Source organism: Klebsiella michiganensis (assembly GCA_000963575.1).
Lineage (GTDB): Bacteria > Pseudomonadota > Gammaproteobacteria > Enterobacterales > Enterobacteriaceae > Cedecea > Cedecea michiganensis_A.
Map to the genome: position 1 here is coordinate 2,809,817 of CP011077.1, position 21,948 is coordinate 2,831,764.

At 53.1% G+C, this 21,948-nt stretch carries 19 protein-coding genes and 1 pseudogene; 9 read left to right on the top strand and 11 right to left on the bottom strand.

All coding sequences use genetic code 11. The features are described from left to right. Nucleotides 1-45: 45 nt before the first annotated feature. On the top strand, nucleotides 46-1,410 hold the full coding sequence (locus tag VW41_13045) for a serine dehydratase (protein AJZ89893.1): 1,365 nt from the start codon (nucleotides 46-48) through the stop codon (nucleotides 1,408-1,410). A gap of 137 nt (nucleotides 1,411-1,547) precedes the next feature. Beyond that, a pseudogene (locus tag VW41_13050) lies at nucleotides 1,548-3,146 on the top strand (c-di-GMP phosphodiesterase). Nucleotide 3,147: 1 nt separating this feature from the next. On the opposite strand, the gene VW41_13055 reads toward VW41_13050, so the two are convergent. Continuing rightward, nucleotides 3,148-4,710 (bottom strand): membrane protein, encoded by a 1,563-nt coding sequence (locus VW41_13055; protein AJZ89894.1) that lies wholly within the window; start codon nucleotides 4,708-4,710, stop codon nucleotides 3,148-3,150. Between the two features lie 476 nt (nucleotides 4,711-5,186). On the opposite strand from VW41_13055, the gene VW41_13060 reads away from it, so the two are divergent. The 5 genes from VW41_13060 (at nucleotide 5,187) to VW41_13080 (ending at nucleotide 9,365) form a co-directional block, all read left to right on the top strand. Beyond that, the gene (locus VW41_13060; GenBank protein AJZ89895.1) at nucleotides 5,187-6,152 is read left to right on the top strand and encodes a PTS mannose transporter subunit IIAB; all 966 of its coding nucleotides are present in this window, start codon (nucleotides 5,187-5,189) and stop codon (nucleotides 6,150-6,152) included. A 63-nt stretch (nucleotides 6,153-6,215) separates the two neighbouring features. Continuing rightward, nucleotides 6,216-7,016: a PTS mannose transporter subunit IIC gene (locus tag VW41_13065; protein ID AJZ89896.1), complete on the top strand. Its 801-nt coding sequence runs from the start codon at nucleotides 6,216-6,218 to the stop codon at nucleotides 7,014-7,016. 12 nt (nucleotides 7,017-7,028) lie between these two features. Continuing rightward, complete coding sequence (locus VW41_13070; GenBank protein ID AJZ89897.1) at nucleotides 7,029-7,880, top strand: PTS mannose transporter subunit IID; 852 nt, start codon at nucleotides 7,029-7,031, stop codon at nucleotides 7,878-7,880. 60 nt (nucleotides 7,881-7,940) lie between these two features. Further along, entirely contained in the window at nucleotides 7,941-8,399 is a 459-nt protein-coding gene (locus VW41_13075; GenBank protein AJZ89898.1) for a hypothetical protein, read from the top strand. Nucleotides 8,400-8,792: 393 nt separating this feature from the next. Continuing rightward, nucleotides 8,793-9,365: a hypothetical protein gene (locus VW41_13080; protein ID AJZ89899.1), complete on the top strand. Its 573-nt coding sequence runs from the start codon at nucleotides 8,793-8,795 to the stop codon at nucleotides 9,363-9,365. Here the strand turns inward: VW41_13080 and rrmA are convergent, their stop codons facing one another. From rrmA to VW41_13105, 5 genes are all read right to left on the bottom strand, one after another. Next, nucleotides 9,366-10,169, bottom strand: coding sequence for a 23S rRNA methyltransferase (gene rrmA / locus VW41_13085; GenBank protein AJZ89900.1), 804 nt, complete (start codon nucleotides 10,167-10,169; stop codon nucleotides 9,366-9,368). 55 nt (nucleotides 10,170-10,224) lie between these two features. After that, nucleotides 10,225-11,976, bottom strand: coding sequence for a peptidoglycan synthase (locus tag VW41_13090; protein AJZ89901.1), 1,752 nt, complete (start codon nucleotides 11,974-11,976; stop codon nucleotides 10,225-10,227). 225 nt (nucleotides 11,977-12,201) lie between these two features. After that, nucleotides 12,202-12,411 carry a cold-shock protein gene (locus VW41_13095; protein AJZ89902.1) on the bottom strand — a complete coding sequence of 70 codons (210 nt, stop codon included), beginning with the start codon at nucleotides 12,409-12,411 and terminating at the stop codon, nucleotides 12,202-12,204. A 699-nt stretch (nucleotides 12,412-13,110) separates the two neighbouring features. Then, nucleotides 13,111-14,112, bottom strand: a complete 1,002-nt coding sequence (locus VW41_13100) for a beta-lactamase (protein AJZ89903.1) — start codon at nucleotides 14,110-14,112, stop codon at nucleotides 13,111-13,113. 16 nt (nucleotides 14,113-14,128) lie between these two features. Beyond that, complete coding sequence (locus tag VW41_13105; GenBank protein AJZ89904.1) at nucleotides 14,129-14,410, bottom strand: hypothetical protein; 282 nt, start codon at nucleotides 14,408-14,410, stop codon at nucleotides 14,129-14,131. 357 nt (nucleotides 14,411-14,767) lie between these two features. On the opposite strand from VW41_13105, the gene VW41_13110 reads away from it, so the two are divergent. Next, on the top strand, nucleotides 14,768-15,007 hold the full coding sequence (locus VW41_13110; GenBank protein ID AJZ91961.1) for a membrane protein: 240 nt from the start codon (nucleotides 14,768-14,770) through the stop codon (nucleotides 15,005-15,007). A 42-nt stretch (nucleotides 15,008-15,049) separates the two neighbouring features. On the opposite strand, the gene VW41_13115 is transcribed toward VW41_13110, so the two are convergent. Then, nucleotides 15,050-15,841 carry a transcriptional regulator gene (locus tag VW41_13115; GenBank protein ID AJZ89905.1) on the bottom strand — a complete coding sequence of 264 codons (792 nt, stop codon included), beginning with the start codon at nucleotides 15,839-15,841 and terminating at the stop codon, nucleotides 15,050-15,052. Nucleotides 15,842-16,017: 176 nt separating this feature from the next. Between VW41_13115 and VW41_13120 the strand changes: the two genes are divergently transcribed. Further along, on the top strand, nucleotides 16,018-17,391 hold the full coding sequence (locus VW41_13120; GenBank protein ID AJZ89906.1) for a multidrug MFS transporter: 1,374 nt from the start codon (nucleotides 16,018-16,020) through the stop codon (nucleotides 17,389-17,391). Nucleotides 17,392-17,436: 45 nt separating this feature from the next. On the opposite strand, the gene VW41_13125 is transcribed toward VW41_13120, so the two are convergent. The 4 genes from VW41_13125 to VW41_13140 form a co-directional block, all read right to left on the bottom strand. Beyond that, nucleotides 17,437-18,318 (bottom strand): heat shock protein HtpX, encoded by an 882-nt coding sequence (locus tag VW41_13125; protein ID AJZ91962.1) that lies wholly within the window; start codon nucleotides 18,316-18,318, stop codon nucleotides 17,437-17,439. 192 nt (nucleotides 18,319-18,510) lie between these two features. Beyond that, nucleotides 18,511-20,559, bottom strand: a complete 2,049-nt coding sequence (locus tag VW41_13130) for a carboxy-terminal protease (GenBank protein ID AJZ89907.1) — start codon at nucleotides 20,557-20,559, stop codon at nucleotides 18,511-18,513. 20 nt (nucleotides 20,560-20,579) lie between these two features. Next, entirely contained in the window at nucleotides 20,580-21,263 is a 684-nt protein-coding gene (locus VW41_13135) for a prop expression regulator (GenBank protein ID AJZ89908.1), read from the bottom strand. Between the two features lie 104 nt (nucleotides 21,264-21,367). Further along, nucleotides 21,368-21,856, bottom strand: coding sequence for a Free methionine-R-sulfoxide reductase (locus VW41_13140; GenBank protein AJZ89909.1), 489 nt, complete (start codon nucleotides 21,854-21,856; stop codon nucleotides 21,368-21,370). Nucleotides 21,857-21,948 lie beyond the last annotated feature (92 nt).

Below are 21,948 nucleotides of genomic sequence, written 5' to 3' on the forward strand. Positions count from 1 at the left end.
AGCATCATGTTCCATGAAACAGGGTGCTATCAGAGGAGTTTTAGAGTGATTAGCATATTCGACATGTTCAAAGTCGGCATCGGGCCATCCAGCTCCCATACCGTCGGGCCAATGAAGGCCGGGAAACAGTTTGTCGACGCACTGATCGAACAAGGGCTGCTGGACAGTACCACCCGCATCGCGGTGGACGTCTACGGTTCCCTTTCCCTGACGGGGAAAGGCCACCACACCGATATCGCGATTATTATGGGTCTGGCCGGCAACCAGCCCGATAACGTAGATATCGACGCTATTCCTGCTTTTATTCGCGACGTTGAAACCCGTGGCCGCCTGCTAATTGCTCAAGGTCGTCATGAAGTGGATTTCCCGCAGGATAACGGCATGCGTTTTCGCAGCGACAACCTGCCGCTGCATGAAAACGGCATGCAGATCCACGCCTACAGCGGCGACAAAGAGATTTACAGCAAAACCTATTATTCCATCGGCGGCGGCTTCATCGTCGACGAGGAACACTTTGGTAAAGACGCGGTCAGCGAAGTCTCCGTGCCTTACCCGTTCCATTCCGCGCAGGAAATGCTGCAGCACTGCAAGGACACCGGACTTTCCGTGTCCGGCATGGTGATGCAGAACGAACTGGCGTTGCATAGCCGCCAGGAGATTGAAGAGTACTTCGCAAATATCTGGCAGACCATGCGCGCCTGTATCGATCGCGGTATGAACACCGAAGGCGTACTGCCCGGCCCGCTGCGTGTCCCGCGTCGTGCTTCTGCCCTGCGCCGGATGCTGGTGTCCACCGACAAGCTCTCCAACGACCCGATGAACGTGGTTGACTGGGTGAACATGTTTGCCCTGGCGGTGAACGAAGAGAACGCCGCCGGTGGCCGCGTGGTAACCGCGCCAACCAACGGTGCCTGCGGGATCGTGCCTGCGGTACTGGCTTATTATGACCACTTTATTGAACCGGTCACGCCGGACACCTGGACTCGCTACTTCCTGGACTCCGGCGCAATTGGCGTGCTGTACAAAATGAATGCTTCTATTTCTGGGGCAGAAGTGGGCTGCCAGGGTGAAGTGGGCGTCGCCTGTTCGATGGCGGCGGCAGGACTGGCTGAAATTCTGGGCGCTAGCCCGGAGCAGGTTTGCGTTGCGGCTGAAATTGGCATGGAGCATAACCTCGGCCTGACCTGTGACCCGGTCGCCGGGCAGGTACAGGTGCCTTGTATCGAACGTAACGCGATTGCCTCGGTGAAAGCTATCAACGCCACCCGAATGGCAATGCGTCGTACCAGCGCCCCGCGCGTTTCGCTCGATAAGGTCATTGAGACCATGTACGAAACCGGTAAGGACATGAACGCCAAATACCGCGAAACATCGCGAGGCGGGCTGGCCATTAAGGTTCAGTGCGATTAAACAGTAATAACGAAACGCCGCTTATGCGGCGTTTTTTTTATCTTATCTTTTTTTATTTTTTAGCTCTCTGATATCCCGCTACACTTTGATGATAACGTTACGCCTTACCTCTTGCGGCGAGAAACAGGGACACAGGGATGCAAACGGCACAGCGGATTATTTCTGACTATCGCCGCAGGCGAGTTATTGTCTGCGTGGCGCTTGCCATTTTGGTTTTAATTGTCACGCTTAGCGTCCGGTACGCGACCGAACGCAACCTTAACGAACAGCGCGTTATCCAGTTTAACCACCGAATCATTACCACGCTCGATACACTTCTCGCCCCACTGAATACCGTCAGCGACGACATCATGCAGCTTATCGGCACTTCCTGCGATAATGCACAATTAAAAATTCGCGAACACGCCGCCAAAATGCAAACGGTGCGCGCCATTGGTTTAATTAAAGATGGCGTCCTGTACTGCTCCAGTATTTATGGCGGCCGCGACGTGGGAATTCATTAGCTTCACACGCGCCTGCCCTCACCCGATCCTTTGCTCTTTTTATCGCGGGACAGTTCGCTCTTAAAAGGCACGCCGGTACTGATTTTCTGGCGCCCGCAGCCGGGGAAAACCCGCGATGGCGTCATGCAGATTATTAATATTCAGATGTTGACCAGTCTGCTGCTTAAGCCCGAGCATCCCTGGGTGACGCGAGCGGTACTTAACGTCGGCGGCGATCATCTGGAATACGGAGGTGGTCTGCTCGGCACGGTTAAAACGGATGAGGATCAGGTTGCCAGGCAAACCGCATCTAAACTTTATCCCTATTCCATTACCGCAATTGGCCCTTCTGCCGACCAGCTAACGCTACAGAATTTACCGGCCCAGCTCCCGCTGGCTTTATTGCTCAGCCTGCTGGTGGGCTATATTGCCTGGCTCGCGACCGCCAATCGCATGAGCTTTTCCTGGGAGATCAACCTCGGCCTCGCCGCCCGGGAATTTGAAGTCTTCTGCCAGCCGCTGGTCAGCGCCCGAAATTTACAGTGTGTTGGCGTGGAACTGCTGCTGCGCTGGAATAACCCAAGACTGGGCTGGATTTCGCCGGAGGTGTTTATCCCCCTCGCGGAACAGCAGCAGCAAATTGCCCCGCTCACGCGCTTTGTGCTGGATGAAACCGTTCGCCATCTGGAGATTTTCCCCAAAACGCCGGGGTTTCATATCGGCCTCAACGTTGCCGCCAGCCACTTTCACGACGGCGCCATTATTCGCGACCTGAAACGTTATTGGTTCCCGGCTACGCCTAAGCAAAAGTTGACGCTGGAACTCACCGAGCGTAACGCCCTGCCCGCAATGGATCACAGCGTCGTTCAGGAGCTGCACAGGCTCGGTATCGACCTGGCTATTGATGATTTCGGCACCGGCCACAGCTCACTCGCCTATCTTGAAACACTGAATCCCAACGTATTGAAAATCGATAAATCCTTTACCGCCGCCATCGGCACCGATGCGGTAAACTCGACGGTTACGGACATTATTATTGCGCTCGGGCAAAGGCTGGGCATCGATCTGGTGGCTGAAGGGGTGGAAACGCAGGAACAGGCGGAATATTTACGACGTAACGGTGTAGATGTGCTGCAGGGCTTTTTGTATGCCAAACCCATGCCGCTGAAGGATTTTGCCCACTGGCTCGAGGGCAACACACCGCCGCCCCCTCGCCATGAAGACCGGGCTATCCCGGCCTTCCCTCTGCGCTGACTTATTCTTCTTCGTCTTCGTGTGGGGAACGTTCTTTCTCCACGCGAACCAAATCGACGCGATAATCGTTGGCTTCGACTATCTGAATACGCAACGGTGCCACTTCGATGATATCCCCAACTTTAGGGATATGGCCATTCACCGCAATCACGAGGCCAGCGATAGAGGCAATATCCTCTTCACTGTGCATCAGGCGATGGATATCCAGCCGCTGCTGAAGCGCATGCAGGTCCGTTGAACCTTTGACCAGCCAGCCGTCGCCATCGCGAACGATTTCAGGCGTTTCATCCGCATCTGGGAATTCACCGGCAATCGCCTCCAGTACGTCCAGCGGTGTGACCAGCCCCTGTACCACGCCAAATTCGTTGTTTACGATAACGAAGCTACCGCGAGCGCGACGCAGCACGCCAAGCAGGTTGATCGGGTCCAGCGTTTCCGGCACGACAATGGCCGGGGACTGAGCGGCAATCGCCGCCACATCAACGCCTTCGTCCAGCGCCACCAGCAGCTCTTTCGCGCGCACGACGCCAATGATTTCATCCAGTTCGCCACGGCATACCGGGAACAAGCTATGGGGAGAGGCCAGCAGCTGTTCACGGATCTCCGGCACGCTCTTCATCGCATCAACCCAGGAGATCTCACCGCGCGGCGTCATAATGCTGCGCAATGAGCGTGAAGCCAGGGTCAGCACGCCGTTAATCATGTAGCGCTCTTCATCCGCAAAGGATTCCGCCTCGATTGGCGTCATGACCTTGCTGTCTTCGCTGTTTTGTACGCGTTCCTGACGCTTGCCGCTCATCATGCGCAGAATCGCATCGGCGGTACGCGCGCGCAGCGGCTGGCGCGACTGATGTCGAATAAAGTTCCGGCGAGCGATCTGGTTAAACAGCTCGATGATGATCGAGAAGCCAATGGCCGCGTACAGATAACCTTTTGGAATATGGAAACCGAAGCCTTCAGCCACCAGGCTCAGACCAATCATCAGCAGGAAGCTCAGACAGAGCACAACCACCGTCGGATGTTGGTTAACAAAGTTGGTCAGCGGCTTGGAAGCAAGCAGCATGACGCCCATCGCAATGACGACCGCAGCCATCATCACCGGCAGATGGTTCACCATCCCCACGGCGGTAATCACCGCATCCAGCGAGAAGACAGCATCCAGCACGACAATCTGCAGCACCACTACCCAGAAGCTGGCGTAGCCCTTGCCGTGCCCGTCATCATGCTGACGGTTTTCAAGGCGCTCGTGCAGTTCCGTGGTCGCTTTAAACAGCAGGAAGATACCGCCCACCAGCATAATCAGGTCGCGGCCCGAGAAGGTGAAATCCGCGATACTAAACAGCGGCGCGGTTAACGTGACCAGCCACGAAATCAGCGACAGCAGTGCCAGACGCATAATCAGCGCCAGCGACAGGCCGATCAGTCGGGCCTTATCACGCTGCTTAGGCGGAAGTTTGTCCGCAAGAATGGCGATAAACACCAGGTTATCAATACCCAGTACGATTTCCAGCACAACCAGCGTAAGCAAACCGGCCCAGATTTGCGGGTCCATTAACAGTTCCATGTCAGACTCCCGTTAAGGGCGCAGCAAATCGGCATTCCGTAGGTTACGGACGCAAAGCGGCTAATGAATCGTATTTGCGGGCATAAAACGCCGCTGAGAGGGTGGGATTTCGGCATCCCGGCAGTGAAAAGACGTCGGTGACGGTCCATAGGGTGGGCTACTGCCCGCTACTCCTGAAAGTGAATCGGACGCTAACATTATCAAAGTAAACCAGGGCTTGGCAAAGATTTACCTGACTTTGCAATTTTTTTGCAACTTACGCTGACCATATTTTACAGCGTAATGGCATCAAATCACGGCAAAGTTAAATTACGGATCTTCATCACATAAATTATTTTTTCACTGTCTAAAATAATTCCGGCAAATGGTTTGTTCTTTACTTGAACGTGTTATCTGAATCGATTCGCTAAAAACGATACCGATACACCACCGCACCCTTCGAGGGGTGTTGTAATGACAAAAACAGGAGGTAGCAAGTGACTATTGCTATTGTCATAGGCACACATGGCTGGGCAGCGGAACAATTGCTGAAAACCGCCGAAATGCTATTAGGCGAACAAGAGAACGTTGGCTGGATAGATTTCGTGCCGGGTGAAAATGCTGAAACCCTGATCGAGAAATATAACGCTCAACTGGAGAAGTTAGACACCAGCAAAGGCGTGTTATTCCTCGTGGATACCTGGGGTGGCAGTCCATTCAACGCAGCAAGTCGTATCGTTGTGGATAAAGAAAATTACGAAGTGGTCGCCGGGGTGAATATCCCGATGCTGGTCGAAACCCTTATGTCGCGGGACGACAATCCAACGTTCGACGATCTGGTTGCACACGCGGTTGAAACCGGCCGTGAAGGTGTGAAAGCGCTGAAAGCCAAGCCGATTGAGAAAGCCGCACCGGCCCCCGTTGCCGCAGCGCCTAAAGCCGCTGCACCGGCCAAACCGATGGGCCCGAACGATTACATGAACATCGGTCTGGCGCGTATTGACGACCGTTTAATTCATGGCCAGGTTGCCACCCGCTGGACGAAAGAAACCAACGTTACCCGCATTATCGTCGTCAGCGACGAAGTGGCGGCAGACACCGTTCGCAAAACGCTGCTGACCCAGGTCGCACCACCGGGCGTCACCGCGCATGTGGTTGATGTCGCAAAAATGATCCGCGTTTACAACAACCCGAAATACGCTGGGGAACGCGTGATGCTGCTGTTCACTAACCCAACCGACGTGGAGCGCATTGTTGAAGGTGGCGTAAAAATCACCTCCGTCAACATCGGCGGCATGGCCTTCCGCCAGGGCAAAACCCAGGTTAACAACGCCATTTCCGTTGATGAGAAAGATATTGAGGCCTTCAAAAAGCTAAATGACCGCGGTATTGAGCTTGAAGCACGGAAAGTGTCTACCGATCAAAAACTGAAAATGATGGATCTGATCGCTAAAGTTAAATGATTGTCATCACTAATAATATTGCTCAGATTTCACACATAAGTCATCGTCAATAGGAGAAGTACAATGGAGATTACCACTCTTCAGATTGTGCTGGTGTTTGTCGTAGCCTGTATCGCCGGTATGGAGTCGGTGCTCGATGAATTTCAGTTCCACCGTCCGCTTATCGCCTGTACTTTAATCGGCGCCGTACTTGGCGACATGAAAACCGGCATCATCATCGGCGGTACGCTGGAGATGATTGCCCTGGGCTGGATGAACATCGGTGCCGCCGTGGCCCCGGATGCCGCCCTCGCCTCTATTATCTCAACCATCCTCGTCATCGCCGGGCATCAAAGCATTGGGGCGGGTATCGCCCTGGCTATCCCACTGGCTGCAGCGGGCCAGGTACTGACCATCATCGTTCGTACTATCACCGTGGGCTTCCAGCACGCTGCGGATAAGGCGGCCAATAACGGCAACCTGACGGCGCTTTCCTGGATCCACGTCTCTTCCCTGTTCCTGCAGGCAATGCGTATCGCTATTCCAGCGGTTATCGTCGCCATCTCCGTGGGCACCAGTGAAGTTCAGAACATGCTGAACGCCATTCCAGAAGTGGTGACCAGCGGCCTGAACATCGCCGGCGGCATGATCGTGGTGGTCGGTTACGCGATGGTCATCAACATGATGCGCGCGGGCTACCTGATGCCGTTCTTCTACCTCGGTTTCGTTACCGCGGCGTTCACCAACTTCAACCTGGTGGCACTGGGTGTGATTGGCGCAGTAATGGCCATTCTCTACATTCAGCTGAGCCCGAAATATAACCGTAGCGCCGGCGCGCCGGCCCAGGCTGCTGCCGCTAACGATCTTGATAACGAACTGGACTAACAGGTGAGCGAAATGGTTGATTCCACTAAATTAGCGACTGAGAAGAAAATCACCCAGAGTGATATCCGTGGCGTATTCCTGCGTTCTAACCTGTTCCAGGGTTCATGGAACTTCGAGCGTATGCAGGCGTTAGGTTTCTGCTTCTGTATGGTGCCGGTTATCAAACGACTGTACCCGGAAAACAACGACGCCCGCCGTCAGGCTATCAAACGTCATCTGGAGTTCTTTAACACCCACCCTTACGTTGCCGCCCCTGTGCTTGGGGTTACTCTGGCAATGGAAGAGCAGCGCGCTAACGGCGCAGAGATTGACGACGGTGCGATTAACGGCATCAAAGTTGGTCTGATGGGGCCGCTGGCAGGCGTAGGCGACCCTATTTTCTGGGGTACCGTGCGCCCGGTCTTTGCCGCCCTGGGTGCCGGTATCGCCATGAGCGGTAGCCTACTTGGCCCACTGCTGTTCTTTATTCTGTTCAACGCAGTGCGCCTGCTGACCCGCTACTATGGCGTGGCCTATGGCTACCGCAAAGGCGTCGATATCGTTAAGGATATGGGCGGCGGCTTCCTGCAAAAACTGACGGAAGGGGCGTCTATTCTCGGCCTCTTTGTCATGGGGGCGTTGGTTAACAAGTGGACGCACGTTAACATCCCGCTGGTGGTGTCAAAAATTACCGACCAGACCGGGGCAGTTAAAGTGACCACCGTGCAAACCATCCTCGACCAGCTGATGCCGGGCCTGGTGCCGTTGCTGCTGACCTTTGCCTGTATGTGGCTGCTGCGTAAAAAAGTCAACGCGCTGTGGATCATCATGGGCTTCTTCGTCATCGGGATTGTGGGTTACGCTATCGGCCTGCTGGGCCTGTAATATGTACTGATAACCGGGGGCTATACGCCCCCGGTTTTTTTATCTTTGACGGGAGGTTTCATGACGTTAACGGATGTCGTGCTGGTTATTTTTATCGCGTTGCTGCTGGCTTTTGCCGTTTACGATGAGTTCGTAATGGACAAACTGAAGGGAAAAACCCTGCTCAAAATCCCGCTGCTTCGCCGCAATCGCGTCGACAGCGCCATCTTTGTCTTCCTTGTCGGCATCCTTATCTACAACAACGTGACCTCTCACGGCACCCCGCTAACCACATGGTTATTATCTGCTCTGGCGCTAATGGCCATTTATCTTTCCTGGTTTAGGCAGCCGAAGATCATCTTCAAAAGTCATGGTTTTTTCTTCGCCAATGTTTGGGTGGAATATAACCGTATTAAAGAAATGAATTTATCGGAAGATGGCGTGCTGGTGATGCAATTAGAGCAGCGTCGCTTATTGATTCGCGTAAAGAATATTGATGACCTCGAAAAGATTTACAAATTAATGGTTTCAACTCAGTGAGTTACAATTATAGCAAAGTCTATATTTGTGGGTCGTTTTTAGCCACTCGAAACATAGCCTTTGCTATTTCATAAGATTTGCATGGCTTTATTTTAACCTTTTCATTGCATATCCCGTTAAAATGAAAATCGTTATCAATAAGTAATGAAAAAAATAGAATTCAAAGATTGTTTTAATTTAAAAAAATATGTTAAGGTTGCGCCCGTCGTTGGGGAGTAGCCGATTTCTGCCACAGGCAGAAATGTACATGTCAACATACTCGTTATATCCGCTCCTGAGATTAACGTGGCATGTACGCCTCAGAGTTCTGAGTAGGCGAGACCATAGGCACGCGCCATCGTAAAGTTGGGGATGGTTTGCGTGTATATGGATATCCCCAACTGAGGCGTAACTATGAATCTCTCCGCAACTCTCCTGCTCGCTTTCGGCATGTCCATGGATGCCTTCGCCGCTTCCATCGGCAAGGGTGCCACACTGCATAAACCTAAATTTTCTGAAGCACTGCGCACCGGTTTGATCTTTGGCGTCATTGAAGCCATTACCCCGCTTATCGGCTGGGGCCTTGGCCTGCTCGCCAGCAAGGTTGTGCTGGAATGGAACCACTGGGTGGCTTTTGTTCTGCTGGTATTCCTCGGCGGACGTATGGTGCTGGAGGGTTTCCGCGGGGCGGCTCAGGAAGATGCCCCAAAAATTCATCGCCACGGTTTCTGGCTGCTGGTCACCACCGCAATTGCCACCAGCCTTGATGCGATGGCCGTGGGCGTGGGGCTTGCCTTCCTGCAGGTGAATATTATTCAGACTGCGTTAGCCATCGGCTGCGCTACCGCTATCATGTCTACGCTGGGAATGATGGTCGGCCGCTTTATCGGGCCTATGCTGGGCAAACGCGCCGAGATCCTCGGCGGTATCGTGCTGATAGGCATCGGCTGCCAGATTATGTACAGCCACTTCGCCCCTTTTAACTGATCAATCGCGCTGCCAGACCCGCACCACAAAGTCAGTTTCACAGCTAAACGCCGTTTCCGCCTTAAGCGCATCCCGGACTTCCGGGCGTGCACGCCAGGCGAACGGCGTCATTTGCAGCAGAGCGGCAGCCTCATCACCGCGCAGGTTCATCATCCAGCCTGGCTGCAGCGTCTGCTGTAGCGTAAAGCCAGGCATGGCTTCAACCTCTTCACTGTGCAAAACAATATCCTGATAAATCAGCCCTTTTAGCTGCATCAAATGGCGTGGACCCGGCGTAGCCGTCACCACTACGCCGCCACGTTTCACGACTCGCGCCAGCTCTTCGGCCTTGCAGGGAGCAAAAATACGCACAATGGTGTCCAGACTCTCATCGGCAAACGGCAGGCGGTGGCTGGACGCCACGCAGAACTTAATCTCGCGGTAACGTTTGGCCGCGTAGCGAATCGCTACTTTTGAAACGTCCAGCCCCCAGGTCTCACCGCCCTTCTCTGCCACTACCGCTGCAAATCCCGCCGTGTAGTAACCTTCCCCACAGCCAATATCCAATAGCGCAGAGGGCGCCAGCGCTTTTAACAGCTGGCAAAGGGTATCGCGCAACGGTTGATAATGTCCGGCATCGAGAAATGCCCGGCGAGCCTGCATCATTTCCGCGCTGTCACCCGGGTCTTTCGAACGTTTATGCTGAACGGGCAGCAAATTGACATAACCTTCTTTGGCGATATCAAACTGATGCCCCTGAGGGCAGCGATAGCTGTTCGCATTGGCGCTTAGCACGGAATGGCAGAGTGGACAAAGCCAGGACATAGAAAACTCCAGAGGCAACAAAGGGCGCAAGTGTAACGCCCCTTTTGCCAAACCGCTACATGGCGGCGCGGTCATTCTCCATTTTGTTCAGCACCATCATGCTGTTGTCTCCGGCGGGCAGTCCATCCGGCTCAATATTTTCGAGCCTTAAAACATCGCCCATGATTTGGCTGAAAACGGGGGCGGAAACCGCTCCCCCATAGTACTTGCCATTGGACGGGTCGTTAATCACCACCACCAGCGCATAGCGAGGATTGCTGGCCGGTGCCACACCCGCGGTGTAGGCAATGTACTGATCCACATATTTACCATCGGGGCCGATCTTTTTGGCCGTACCGGTTTTCACCGCCACGCGGTAACCATGCACCGCCGCCTTAACCCCGCCGCCGCCGGGCAGCGCCACGCTCTCCATCATGTGTTCCACTTCATGCACGATTTCTTCAGGCATCACCCTTTGCCCTTCCACCGGCGGATCAACGCGCGTGATGGACAGCGGGCGTGAAATACCGAAGCTACCGATAGTGGCGTAAACATGGGCCAGCTGCAGCGGAGTCACCATCAGGCCATAGCCAAATGCAAAAGTGGCCCGATCCAGTTCCCCCCAGCGCTGACGCACCGGCAACAGGCCACGGCTTTCCCCCGTCAGGCCGATGGCCGTTGGCACTCCAAAGCCAAATTTATGATAAGTGTCCCAAATATTCTGCACGGGCATTGCCAGTGACAGACGTGACACGCCGGTATCACTCGATTTTTGCAACACGCCTGTCAGGGTCAGTTGCGGATAGTACCCAACGTCGCGGATGTGGTGCCCATCCAGAGTAAACGGGTGGGTATCTATAACGCTGTCAGGCCGGACAATTCCCTGCTGCAGCGCCGTCATCACTACCATCGGTTTCACCGTCGAGCCGGGTTCGAAGGTGTCGCTTATCGCGCGGTTACGGAAGTCGTCCAGCTTTGCATTATCGCGGTTATTCGGGTTAAAGGTTGGGTAGTTGGCCATCGCCAATACTTCACCGGTCTGCACATCGATGACCACCGCAGCACCGGACTCTGCCTTGTTCCAGGACACGGCGTTGCTAAGCGCATCTTCCGTGACGGTTTGCAGGCGTTCATCAATGCTGAGCTGAATGTTATGCGCGGGGCTGGCGGGGTTCTCGGTAATATTTTCCACTACGTGGCCGTAGCGGTCTTTGCGTACCAGGCGTTCACCTTCTTTGCCGGTGAGCTGTTGATTGAAGCTTTTCTCGATCCCTTCGATGCCCTGATCGTCAATGTTGGTAAATCCTATCAGGTTCGCCCCTACCCGGCCCGCAGGATAAAAACGGCGAGATTCATCGCGCAGTGCGATGCCAGGGATATTTAGTTTGTCGATGTACTGTGCCTGCTGAGGGTCCAACTGGCGGGCAAGGTAGATAAAACGGCCGCGTTCGTTGCTGTGAATGCGTGCGGCAATCTCACTGAGAGGGACATGCAGCGCAGAGGCCAGCGCCTGCCAGCGGCTGTTGACCAGTACGCCACCCTTCTCCATCACCGTTTTCGGGTCGGCCCATACTGCTTCAACCGGCACGCTGACCGCTAAGGGCTTTCCATTGCGATCTTCGATCATCCCCCGGGGCACCTCAATCGGCTCCTCGCGCAGGGAACGCATATCCTCCTGCTTAACCAGGTTATCCGGGGAGATAATTTGCAGCCAGGCGATACGTCCAAGCAGAAAAATCAGACTCCCCGTGATGGCCACGCACAGAAGCCCAAAACGCCACTGGATAAAATTACCGGTTAATGCGGGAACACCCTTCTTCACAACCATTCCTTGCTCAGCCTAAGCGATTGAAAGATTTAACCAGATTCGACGCGTTTTGCCGGGAGAACAGTGCTAAAACCTTCGCAGCTTTGCAACAAGAGGCAACAAATGATTCAGTTTGTTAATAACTTTAAAAACAGTAGATTAGCGACAGAAATGAAAAAGCCCCGTCGAAACGAGGCTTTTATCACAATTCGGCGTTATTCGCGCCTGAGCTCTAATCCAGAAGAATTAGATGGCAGTCACGTTAACTGCAGCAGGGCCTTTCTGGCCGTCCTGGATTTCGAATTCAACGTTCTGGCCTTCAGCCAGAGTTTTGAAGCCGTTACCCTGGATTGCAGAGAAGTGTACGAATACATCTTTGCTGCCGTCAGCTGGAGTAATGAAACCAAAACCTTTAGACTCGTTGAACCACTTAACTTGACCTTTAATCTTTGCCATTTTGCAAATTCCTTAGATTGTATTCTTCGCCCGCAGGCATAACTTAGATAAAACAGAGACATTACTGCATGAGGCACTAATATAAGGCTCGGCAGAGAAGCGGTATTCAACGACAACGTGTTTACTCAGGTCTTCTTTACTGAAAATGCCACACATAAACAGAACTGTACCTCGTTTAACCCAACGTGTTATCACACACAACGTAAACAATGGAAAGCCATTTTTAAGCATGTGTCGATCTGCCGCACAGATTCAGAAAATTACACGATTACTTTGAGAAAGTAATCCGCGCTTTTTGACGTATATTTCCATCATTAAAAATTGTCGCAACAGGTTGTGTTTTAACAACATTCCGACAACTTCTGAACCTTAGCGTAAAGCGTACATTTCGTCCAGACGCGGGCACAATAAAATCCTTTTATAAGGATATATCTTTATGATTTTTTATGCATACCTATGCACAAATCAACCTAAAGCAAGTCATCGTGACCGGTCACCGGATTACATTGCAGCCTTTTTTACGCTCAACAGAATAAAGCCTGTACAACAGAGCTGTTATTCTGCACCAATATAATGAAAGTTTAATGACACTTTGCCCCAGAATAAGGCAATAAAAACGTTTCGATGCCTTTAACCCGTGATTGCTCCGAGGTTAATTTAGCCCCATAGAAATAAAGCCGTCATTGCAGGTAATAATAATTAATTCTTATTTTTGCTGAAGGGTAAACTTTGACCGATAGGCAGCGGTGAAAACAGGTTGTCGTTTTCCCCTTGCTCCTGCAAGGCTGCAAGCAACTCCTGCGGCGGCTTATCGAGAGACTCATCAGCAAGTTCGAAAACGCCCCAGTGGATAGGAATTGTCACGGGTTTGCCGATCGCTTGCCATAAAGTTACCGCCTGCTGGGGATCCATGTGATGATCGCCCATAAACCAGCGGGGTTCGTAGGCGCCAATAGGTAACGCTGCCATATCGAATGGCCCCAATCGTTTCGCTATCTCGGCCAGCGACTCGGTGTAACCGGAGTCACCGCTGAACCAAAAACGCAAAGCCCCTTGCTCCACAACCCAGCCACACCAAAGCGAACGGTTGCGATCCCAAAACGTTCGCATACTCCAGTGCCGAGCCGGGACGGCAGTGAAAACCATGCCGCACCAGTTAAAGCTTTGCCACCAGTCCAGCTCCGTTACCTGCTCAATGCCGCGCCGGCTGAACCACGCTTTCAGGCCCAGAGGCACAAAAAAATGAACGTCAGGAAAACGCTTGATCAAGCGACGGACGGTTTTGCGGTCCAGATGGTCGTAATGGTTATGGGAAATAAGCACCGCATCCAGCCGGGGCAACTGGTTAAGGTCGAGCGGGACTTCGGTTCGCCGGGACGGGCCGGCAAAAGAAACCGGGGATGCACGACGGGAGAAAACAGGGTCGGTCAACAAAAAATAGCCGTTAAGCCGCAATAGCAGACTGGCATGTCCCAGCCACCATACGCGGTCATCGCTGCCGCGCAGATCGACCGGTTGCCACCAGCGCTGAATAAACGAGGAATAACCGTCGGCAGGGGGATGTGGCAGCTTCTGCGCTTTGCGCTCCTGCCGCCACTTTTGGACGTCGCCAGGCTGCCTTATCGCGGGCTCCGTGTTGCGGAATCCATCGGGCAGATGGTGGGATAATTGCGGATTGTACCAGGGGTTTTTCCAGCTCATCCCACCTCCAGCCAGATTAGCGTTCTGCTACCAGACGAACAAAATCGTCGTCATTTTCTTCTTCAGCCTTCTCAGCCGGTTTGTGTTCCGGCTCTGGTTCGTTCGCTTCACACAAACGACGCAGCAAGGCGTTTTGACGTTTCTGTAAATCAACCAGCTCTTCAAGCAGCGCAATCTGGTCGTTTGCACGGCTGCTGGAACGGTTGACAAAAAACCACAGAACGAGACCGACAATCAGCGTCACCAGCGAGATCGCCAGTGGTATGAAACTCAAAGCACTAAAACCCAATTCGTTCATCTTACCACCTCAAAAAAAACGCATTCTACACCTGAGGCAGAGAGAGAAAAATCACTACCAGGGGATAAATTTATTAATGGTACAAATGCCGCTGAAAAATTGCACATCCTGGTCGCACATCACATTTATCGTTTGAGTCCATAGCAGCAGGCAGGTAACAATAATCACCAAAACAATCACCCATCTGTACTTTCTCACTACAGCGCTACCTCTTGACCATAGAATTTCGCTAATTTAACACTATCCAACTAAACCATAAGTAACGTTTCCTGCTTTTTCATTTCAGAATCATCAGATTGTGATGCCAATTATTCAGAGTAGGGTTGAAGCAGGATTAGATTGATGTTTGAGGTCAGTATGCGAGCGATCATTCGTACAATTGTTGTTATCGCCATCATTTGGATTGGTTTGTTGCTCTCCGGGTATGGTGTATTGGTGGGTAGCAAAGAAAATGCGGCAGGCCTTGGACTGCAGTGTAAGTATCTGACGGCACGCAATACCGTGACCGCCCAGTTTATTCATACAGACAGCGGAATTATTGGCCTAACCGACTGCCCGCTCCTGCGAAAAGTCGACACGCCGATTGATAACGGCTAGAGCGACGTGGCCGCGTGTTCTGCGCGGCCTGGCTTTACGGAGTCAGAAAGGATAATGATGGTAACCCATCTGCTGTGACAGCGTGCGAGCGGCCTGATGCAGGAGACGCACGTATTCAGCCAGCCCTTCTTCCGAATAGCGGAGTGTTGGAAATGAAATGCTCATGCCCGCAACCACAATCCCGAAACGATCGAACACTGGCACCGCGACACAGCGGATCCCCTCTTCCTGTTCCTCATTGTCTTCGCCATACCCCTGCGTACGCACCTGCCCAAGTACAGGAAGAAGTGCATCTGTACTGACGATAGTGCGTTCTGTGCTGCGGACATATTCAACATCCGAAAGAATGTCCAGAATCTCTTCATGCGGCCGCCACGCCAGCAACACCTTGCCTATCGCAGTGCTGTATAGCGGGTTACGACGACCGACCCGGGAATACATCCGCAGGTTATAAAGCGAATCTATTTTATGGATATAGACAATGCTGCTGTCCTCCAGCGCACCGAGGTGAATCGCCTCTTTGGTCCGCCGGGAAAGTTCACGCATCTGTATATCTGCGCTGCGGATAAGGTCGACATTCTGTAGCGCCCCGCTACCCAGCTCAAAAAGCTTCAGCGTCAGGGCATATTTTTCCGACTCTTCTTCCTGTGACACGTACCCGAGGGATTTCATCGTTTGCAAAAAGCGATACACGGTGCTTTTGGACATCATGACCCGCTGAGACAGTTCGGTGATACCAATCTCTTTTTCTTCACCAAGGGCCTGTAAGATGCCGAAAACCTTCAGCACGGAAGAGACTGCATCAGGCTGCTTATCGGGGTCTGAAAGTGCCATACATCACCTCGGGCGTTGTTGTTTTATAAAAATTGGAACCGCTTTTTAGTATATTTGCGCCCGCCGGCTGCCGCAATCAAACCCTGCTGATTCGTTACAAATCTGCGGCATCGGCAAGATTAATTAATGATAAAATCATTACCCTCCTAACGACTTCATACAGCCTAATTTAATCTATGGATAAATCAGTGTCCGACGGCTTACCTACGCCCCAGCGGTATGGTGCTATTTTCACCATTGCGCTCGGCATCATGATGGCCGTCCTGGACGGCGCTATTGCTAACGTCGCCCTGCCAACCATTGCGCACGATTTAAACGCCAGTCCGGCGGAATCTATTTGGGTGGTTAACGCTTATCAAATAGCGATAATTGTCTCCCTGCTGTCACTCTCATTTCTCGGCGATATATTTGGCTACCGCCGCATCTACCAGTGCGGTTTGGTGCTGTTCTGCCTGACCTCGCTGTTTTGCGCCGTTTCTACTTCGCTCCCGATGCTGACCTTTGCCCGCGTGCTCCAGGGCTTCGGCGGCGCGGCATTAATGAGTGTGAATACCGCCCTGATACGTCTCATTTATCCGCAACGCTTTCTTGGCCGCGGGATGGGCGTTAATTCGTTTATCGTCGCCGTTTCCTCCGCCGCCGGCCCCACCGTCGCCGCCGCGATTCTTTCCGTGGCCTCCTGGCAATGGCTGTTTTTAATCAACGTCCCGATTGGCATTGTTTCGCTGGTTCTGGCGCTGCGCTATTTACCCCCCAATCAGCAAAAGTCCCAGGGGCAGCGTTTTGATATCCCCAGCGCGGTAATGAATGCCCTCACCTTCGGGCTGCTGATTTCAGCGATCGGAGGCTTTGCGCAGGGCCAACCGGGGTCAATCGTTATCGGTGAACTGGTGGCACTTGTGGTGATTGGCTACTTCTTCATCCGCCGCCAGCTTCGTTTGCCGTTCCCTTTGTTGCCGGTTGACCTGCTGCGGATCCCGATTTTTTCGCTGTCTATCGGCACATCAATATGTTCGTTTGGTGCCCAGATGCTGGCGTTGGTTTCGCTGCCCTTTTTCTTGCAAACCGTCCTGGGTCGCAGTGAGGTTGAAACCGGGCTGTTGTTAACGCCATGGCCGCTGGCAACGATGGTGATGGCACCGCTGGCAGGTTATCTTATCGAGCGGGTTCATGCCGGGCTGATGGGTGCCATCGGGCTTTTGGTGATGGCCTGCGGGTTGTTTGCTTTGGCCATGCTGCCCCAGGCCCCGTCCGACCTGAATATTATCTGGCGTATGGTGTTGTGTGGGGCAGGATTCGGCCTCTTCCAGTCCCCGAATAACCACACCATTATCTCCTCAGCGCCGCGCCATCGCAGCGGGGGCGCAAGCGGAATGCTTGGGACCGCTCGTCTGCTCGGCCAAAGCTGTGGGGCCGCATTGGTAGCGCTAATGTTTAACCTGTTTGGCGCCAGCGGGACGCATGCCTCGCTGATACTGGCGGGGATATTCGCCACCATTGCCGCCGTCGTCAGCGGTCTGCGGATCTCCCAGCCCCGGGCCGGGACATAAAAAAAGCGTGCCACCGGGGCACGCTTTTTCACTACAAACTTTCTGTTACTTCAGGTATTCGCCGCTGCGCAGCGCTTCGATACGTTTGTCCAGCGGTGGGTGAGTCATGAACAATTCGCTCATTGACTTGGCCTTACCGTTGATGCAAAACGCCATCATGCTGCTGGCTTCCTGCGGCTCATAGCTGGTTTTCAGACGCTGCAGCGCAGCAATCATCTTCTCGCGGCCCACAAGCTTCGCGGAACCCGCGTCGGCATGGAATTCACGATGGCGTGAGAACCACATGGTGATGATGCTCGCCAGAATACCGAACACCAGCTCCAGCACCGTCGCCACCGCGAAGTAAATCAGCGGGTTGCCGTTGCTGCTTTCGTTGTCATCACGGTTCCCGGACAGGAAGCCGGAAGCCACCTGTGCGATGATGCGGGAAATAAAGATAACGAAGGTGTTCACCACGCCCTGAATCAGCGTCATGGTCACCATGTCGCCATTGGCGATGTGGCTAATTTCGTGTGCGATTACCGCTTCCGCTTCGTCACGACTCATGTTCTGCAGCAGACCCGTGCTGACCGCAACCAGAGAGGCGTCACGTCGCGCTCCGGTGGCAAAGGCATTGATGTCTGGCGCATGATAAATCGCAACCTGCGGCATGGCGATGCCCGCCTGCTGAGACTGCTGGCGCACGGTTTCCATCAACCAGTGCTCCGTTTCATTACGAGGTTGCTCAATCACCTCACCGCCTACTGAACGTAATGCCATCCATTTTGACATCAGCAGGGAAATAAAAGAGCCGCCAAAGCCAAACAGCACCGCCATGATCATCAGACCCTGAACGCTGCTCGACTGGATCCCCGTCAGGCTTAGCACCAGCCCGAAAACGACCATTACCGCAAGGTTGGTCAACAGGAAAAGCCCGATACGCATCATAATTTTCTTTTTACCTCGGTTAAAAACACGCTCTTTGCGCTCCCACACATCGTAGGGGCGCGCCGCCTATTTTCAAGCATCAACCCCGCCCAAGTGATTAATAATACATAACTTTACATTTTGTATGCATTTATCTTACATCACGAAAGAAAGGCAAAAAAATGGGCACCGCTTTGGTGCCCATCCGGGAGGTTACTTCGCCGCCGCCGGCTGCTCGGCCGGCCTGTCCTGCTCCATGCCGGCAAGATCGATGGCGATATGCACCGTCTCGTCCAGATAGGGATCGGGCTCCTGATAGTCCTTCGGTAAATCGTCGAGTTTCTTAATCGGCGCTTTGCCTTCACGTTTGAAGCGGTCGTTGATTCTGGCCAGGCGCGTCGCGTCGTCTTCCTGATTCTCTTTTTCACGCTGCGCGTAATTCAGAGAAACAACGTTGCGTTTTTCCTTCAGGGCATTGAAACGGGCAATGTCCTTCACGATGTACTGGAACTCCGGATCCTTAGCGATGCGATCCTGATGCAGCTTCAGCAATTCAGGTTCGAACGGCGTAAGGTCACCGGTTTTCACGTAGGTCGCGGCGTTGATGCTGTCCCACGGCAATGCATTGTCTTCGAACTTCTCGCCGGTTTCAGTTTGCTCGGTCCCGGTAGGCATCATGATGTCCGGCGTAACACCTTTACGCTGAGTACTCCCGCCGTTAATACGGTAGAACTTCTGAATGGTGTACTGAACCGAACCCAGTGCAGGCCATTCCGGACGCAGCATCTGATCGTAAATGCGATTCAGCGAACGGTACTGCTGCACGGTGCCTTTTCCGAAGGTCGGCTCGCCGACAATCAGCGCGCGGCCGTAGTCCTGCATTGCTGCAGCAAAGATTTCAGATGCCGAGGCGCTAAAGCGGTCAACCAGCACCACCAGCGGCCCCTTGTAGTAGACCACGCCGTCAGTGTCGCTATCTTCACGGACTTTACCGTTGTTGTCGCGAACCTGAACCACCGGACCACTTGGGATAAACAGGCCGGACAGCGACACCGCTTCGGTCAGAGCCCCGCCGCCGTTAGAGCGCAGATCGATAATCACGCTCTTCACGTTCTGTTTTTCCAGTTTCTGCAGCTGAACCTTCACATCATCGGTGAGGCCAACGTAGAAGCCTGGAATATCCAGTACGCCGACTTTGTCTTTGCCAACTGTCTTCACAGACATCTTGACCGCGCGGTCTTCAAGACGAATCCGCTCGCGGGTCAGCGTTACGGTGCGAGTCTTGGTGCCTTTGCCCGCCGGCAGGATTTCAAGGCGAACTTTGCTGCCTTTTGGCCCTTTAATCAGCGCCACAACGTCGTCCAGACGCCAGCCAATAACGTCAACCATCGGTTTACCCGTTTGGCCTACGCCCACAATGCGATCGCCGACGGTAATAGCCTTGCTTTTCGCCGCCGGACCACCGGCAACCATTGAGTTGATCAGCGTGTAATCATCATCCATTTGCAGTACCGCGCCGATGCCCTCTAAAGAAAGGCTCATTTCGGTGTTGAACTGCTCGGTGCTGCGCGGAGAGAGATAGTTGGTATGCGGGTCAATCTCATGGGCAAACGCGGTCATCGCCAGCGAGAAAACGTCTTCGCTGTTGCTTTGCGTCAGACGACGGATAGCAAACTGGTAACGTTTAGTCAGCGTTTCACGAATTTCCTGCTCGGTTTTGCCGGTCAGCTTCAGGCTCAGCTCGTCGTATTTGACTTTCGCATCCCAAAGCTTATCCAACTCGTCGATGCTCGTTGGCCACGGAGCCTTGCTGCGATCCAGATTGATGGTGTCGCTACCGGTAAAGTCCATCGGCTTCGCTAACACCTTCAGGGCGTACTGGTAGCGTTCAAAACGGCGCTTCTGACCCAGATTATAGAGGTCGTAAAAAATATCGAGCTTACCGCTGCGCAGTTCATCGCCAATTTGCCCTTTCTTAGCGGCAAACTGTGCAACGTCGCTGGCTAACAGCACGTTATGACTGTAGTCCAGCAGGTTCAGGTAGCGGTCGAAGATTTTTGCCGAGAAGTTGGCATCCAGATCAAACTGACGGTAATGGGAGCGCGTAAAACGAGAGGTCACGCGCTCACTCACCGTTGCGTGCTGAGCTTCTTCCTTTAACTGAGGAATTTGATCGGCACGGGTAATGCTGTCCAGGGCCGAGGCACTGCCTGCCAGGAACAGCAGGCTGGCGATAGCCGTAAGCTTAAAGAGTTTGTTCATGCCTGAGTCAGGCCTCCGTTTCAGAACTGCAAGTGTTCTGCGCGTACGATCATTGCCATACCAGAAGTCAGCTGTACACGGACGCCATCTTTGGTAATTTCCAGTACGGTAGCGTCCATTGCGTTGTTACCGGCTTTGACTTTAATGGCCTGTCCAACCTGCAGGGCAGCAATATCGGTCACCGGCGTACGACGCTCTTCACGAGGTGCCTTAGGTGCCGGTTTCTCAGCGCGTGGTTTACGCTCTGCCCCTTCTTTACGACGCGGTGCTGCGGCCGGGCGAGGTTTACGTTCGCGACGCGGTGCCTCTTCCGTTACGCCTGCGGCTGCTGCGGCTTCACGTTTCTTCGCCTGTTGCTCAGCGCGCTGCGCCTGAACGCGGGCTTTTGCTTCATCCAACTGCTGACGAGCATGTTCGACATGCTGTTCGTCCAGCTCACCGCAAGGGTTACCATCAAGATCGACGCGAGTCGCGCCGGCTTTGATGCCGTAGAGGTAGCGCCAGCTTGACGTATAAAGACGTAATGCTGAACGAAGCTGAGTTTTGCTGAGGCTCATTTCGCCTTCAACACGAGAGACTAAATCCTGGAAGATACCAATCTTCAACGGACGAGCTTCACCTTCAGCGCTGAAACATTGAGGGAAACGCTCGGCCAAAAATGCGATAACTTCTTTACTGCTATTCAACTTAGGTTGATTTTCCATGAAATTTCCTGATTACAACGGAATTGCCAATAAGTCGCAGGCATGAACAGGCGACATTATAATGACGCCATCGCTAAATGCCACGTTATCCGTTGCTTATCATGCTATCGAGGGAAGAATTTTTTAAAATCAGTGCCGCTCAGCACGTCTGAAAGCCGCGAAACCAAGGTTTTTAAACCCATTTCGTCTTCTTCTGAAAAACGGCCATACTCGGTGCTGTCGATATCCAGGACGCCAATCGTCTGGCCATCCACCGTTAGCGGCAGCACAATTTCCGAATTACTGGCCGCATCGCAGGCAATATGCCCATCAAAAGCATGCACATCTTCCACACGCTGAATCGTGCTTGTTGCGACAGCTGTACCGCATACGCCCTTACCGACGGGAATTCGCACACAGGCAATTTTACCCTGGAAGGGCCCCAGAACTAGCGTTTGGGCTTCAAGAAGGTAGAATCCCGCCCAGTTCACGCCGTCGAGGCGCTCAAAGAGCAAAGCACTGGTATTCGCCAGCGTTGCGAGGAAACTGGTTTCACCTGCCATTAACGCACTAAAATCGCGATTCAAATCCGCGTAAAATTGTTCTTTGTTCATTAAATAACCGTTATGTTGTCTTGCTTTACTTTGTAGCATACTAAAATAAGCATTAAATGCACGGTGCCACAAGGTGTATCATTTTATGAATT

Coding starts and splice junctions, on each gene's coding strand:
- VW41_13140 (AJZ89909.1), bottom strand. CDS start 21,856: ATGAACAAAGAACAATTTTACGCGGATTTGAATCGCGATTTTAGTGCG.
- VW41_13135 (AJZ89908.1), bottom strand. CDS start 21,263: ATGGAAAATCAACCTAAGTTGAATAGCAGTAAAGAAGTTATCGCATTT.
- VW41_13065 (AJZ89896.1), top strand. CDS start 6,216: ATGGAGATTACCACTCTTCAGATTGTGCTGGTGTTTGTCGTAGCCTGT.
- VW41_13055 (AJZ89894.1), bottom strand. CDS start 4,710: ATGGAACTGTTAATGGACCCGCAAATCTGGGCCGGTTTGCTTACGCTG.
- VW41_13070 (AJZ89897.1), top strand. CDS start 7,029: ATGGTTGATTCCACTAAATTAGCGACTGAGAAGAAAATCACCCAGAGT.
- VW41_13105 (AJZ89904.1), bottom strand. CDS start 14,410: ATGAACGAATTGGGTTTTAGTGCTTTGAGTTTCATACCACTGGCGATC.
- VW41_13100 (AJZ89903.1), bottom strand. CDS start 14,112: ATGAGCTGGAAAAACCCCTGGTACAATCCGCAATTATCCCACCATCTG.
- VW41_13090 (AJZ89901.1), bottom strand. CDS start 11,976: ATGGTTGTGAAGAAGGGTGTTCCCGCATTAACCGGTAATTTTATCCAG.
- VW41_13130 (AJZ89907.1), bottom strand. CDS start 20,559: ATGAACAAACTCTTTAAGCTTACGGCTATCGCCAGCCTGCTGTTCCTG.
- VW41_13120 (AJZ89906.1), top strand. CDS start 16,018: ATGGATAAATCAGTGTCCGACGGCTTACCTACGCCCCAGCGGTATGGT.
- VW41_13095 (AJZ89902.1), bottom strand. CDS start 12,411: ATGGCAAAGATTAAAGGTCAAGTTAAGTGGTTCAACGAGTCTAAAGGT.
- VW41_13115 (AJZ89905.1), bottom strand. CDS start 15,841: ATGGCACTTTCAGACCCCGATAAGCAGCCTGATGCAGTCTCTTCCGTG.
- rrmA (AJZ89900.1), bottom strand. CDS start 10,169: ATGTCCTGGCTTTGTCCACTCTGCCATTCCGTGCTAAGCGCCAATGCG.
- VW41_13075 (AJZ89898.1), top strand. CDS start 7,941: ATGACGTTAACGGATGTCGTGCTGGTTATTTTTATCGCGTTGCTGCTG.
- VW41_13080 (AJZ89899.1), top strand. CDS start 8,793: ATGAATCTCTCCGCAACTCTCCTGCTCGCTTTCGGCATGTCCATGGAT.
- VW41_13110 (AJZ91961.1), top strand. CDS start 14,768: ATGCGAGCGATCATTCGTACAATTGTTGTTATCGCCATCATTTGGATT.
- VW41_13125 (AJZ91962.1), bottom strand. CDS start 18,318: ATGATGCGTATCGGGCTTTTCCTGTTGACCAACCTTGCGGTAATGGTC.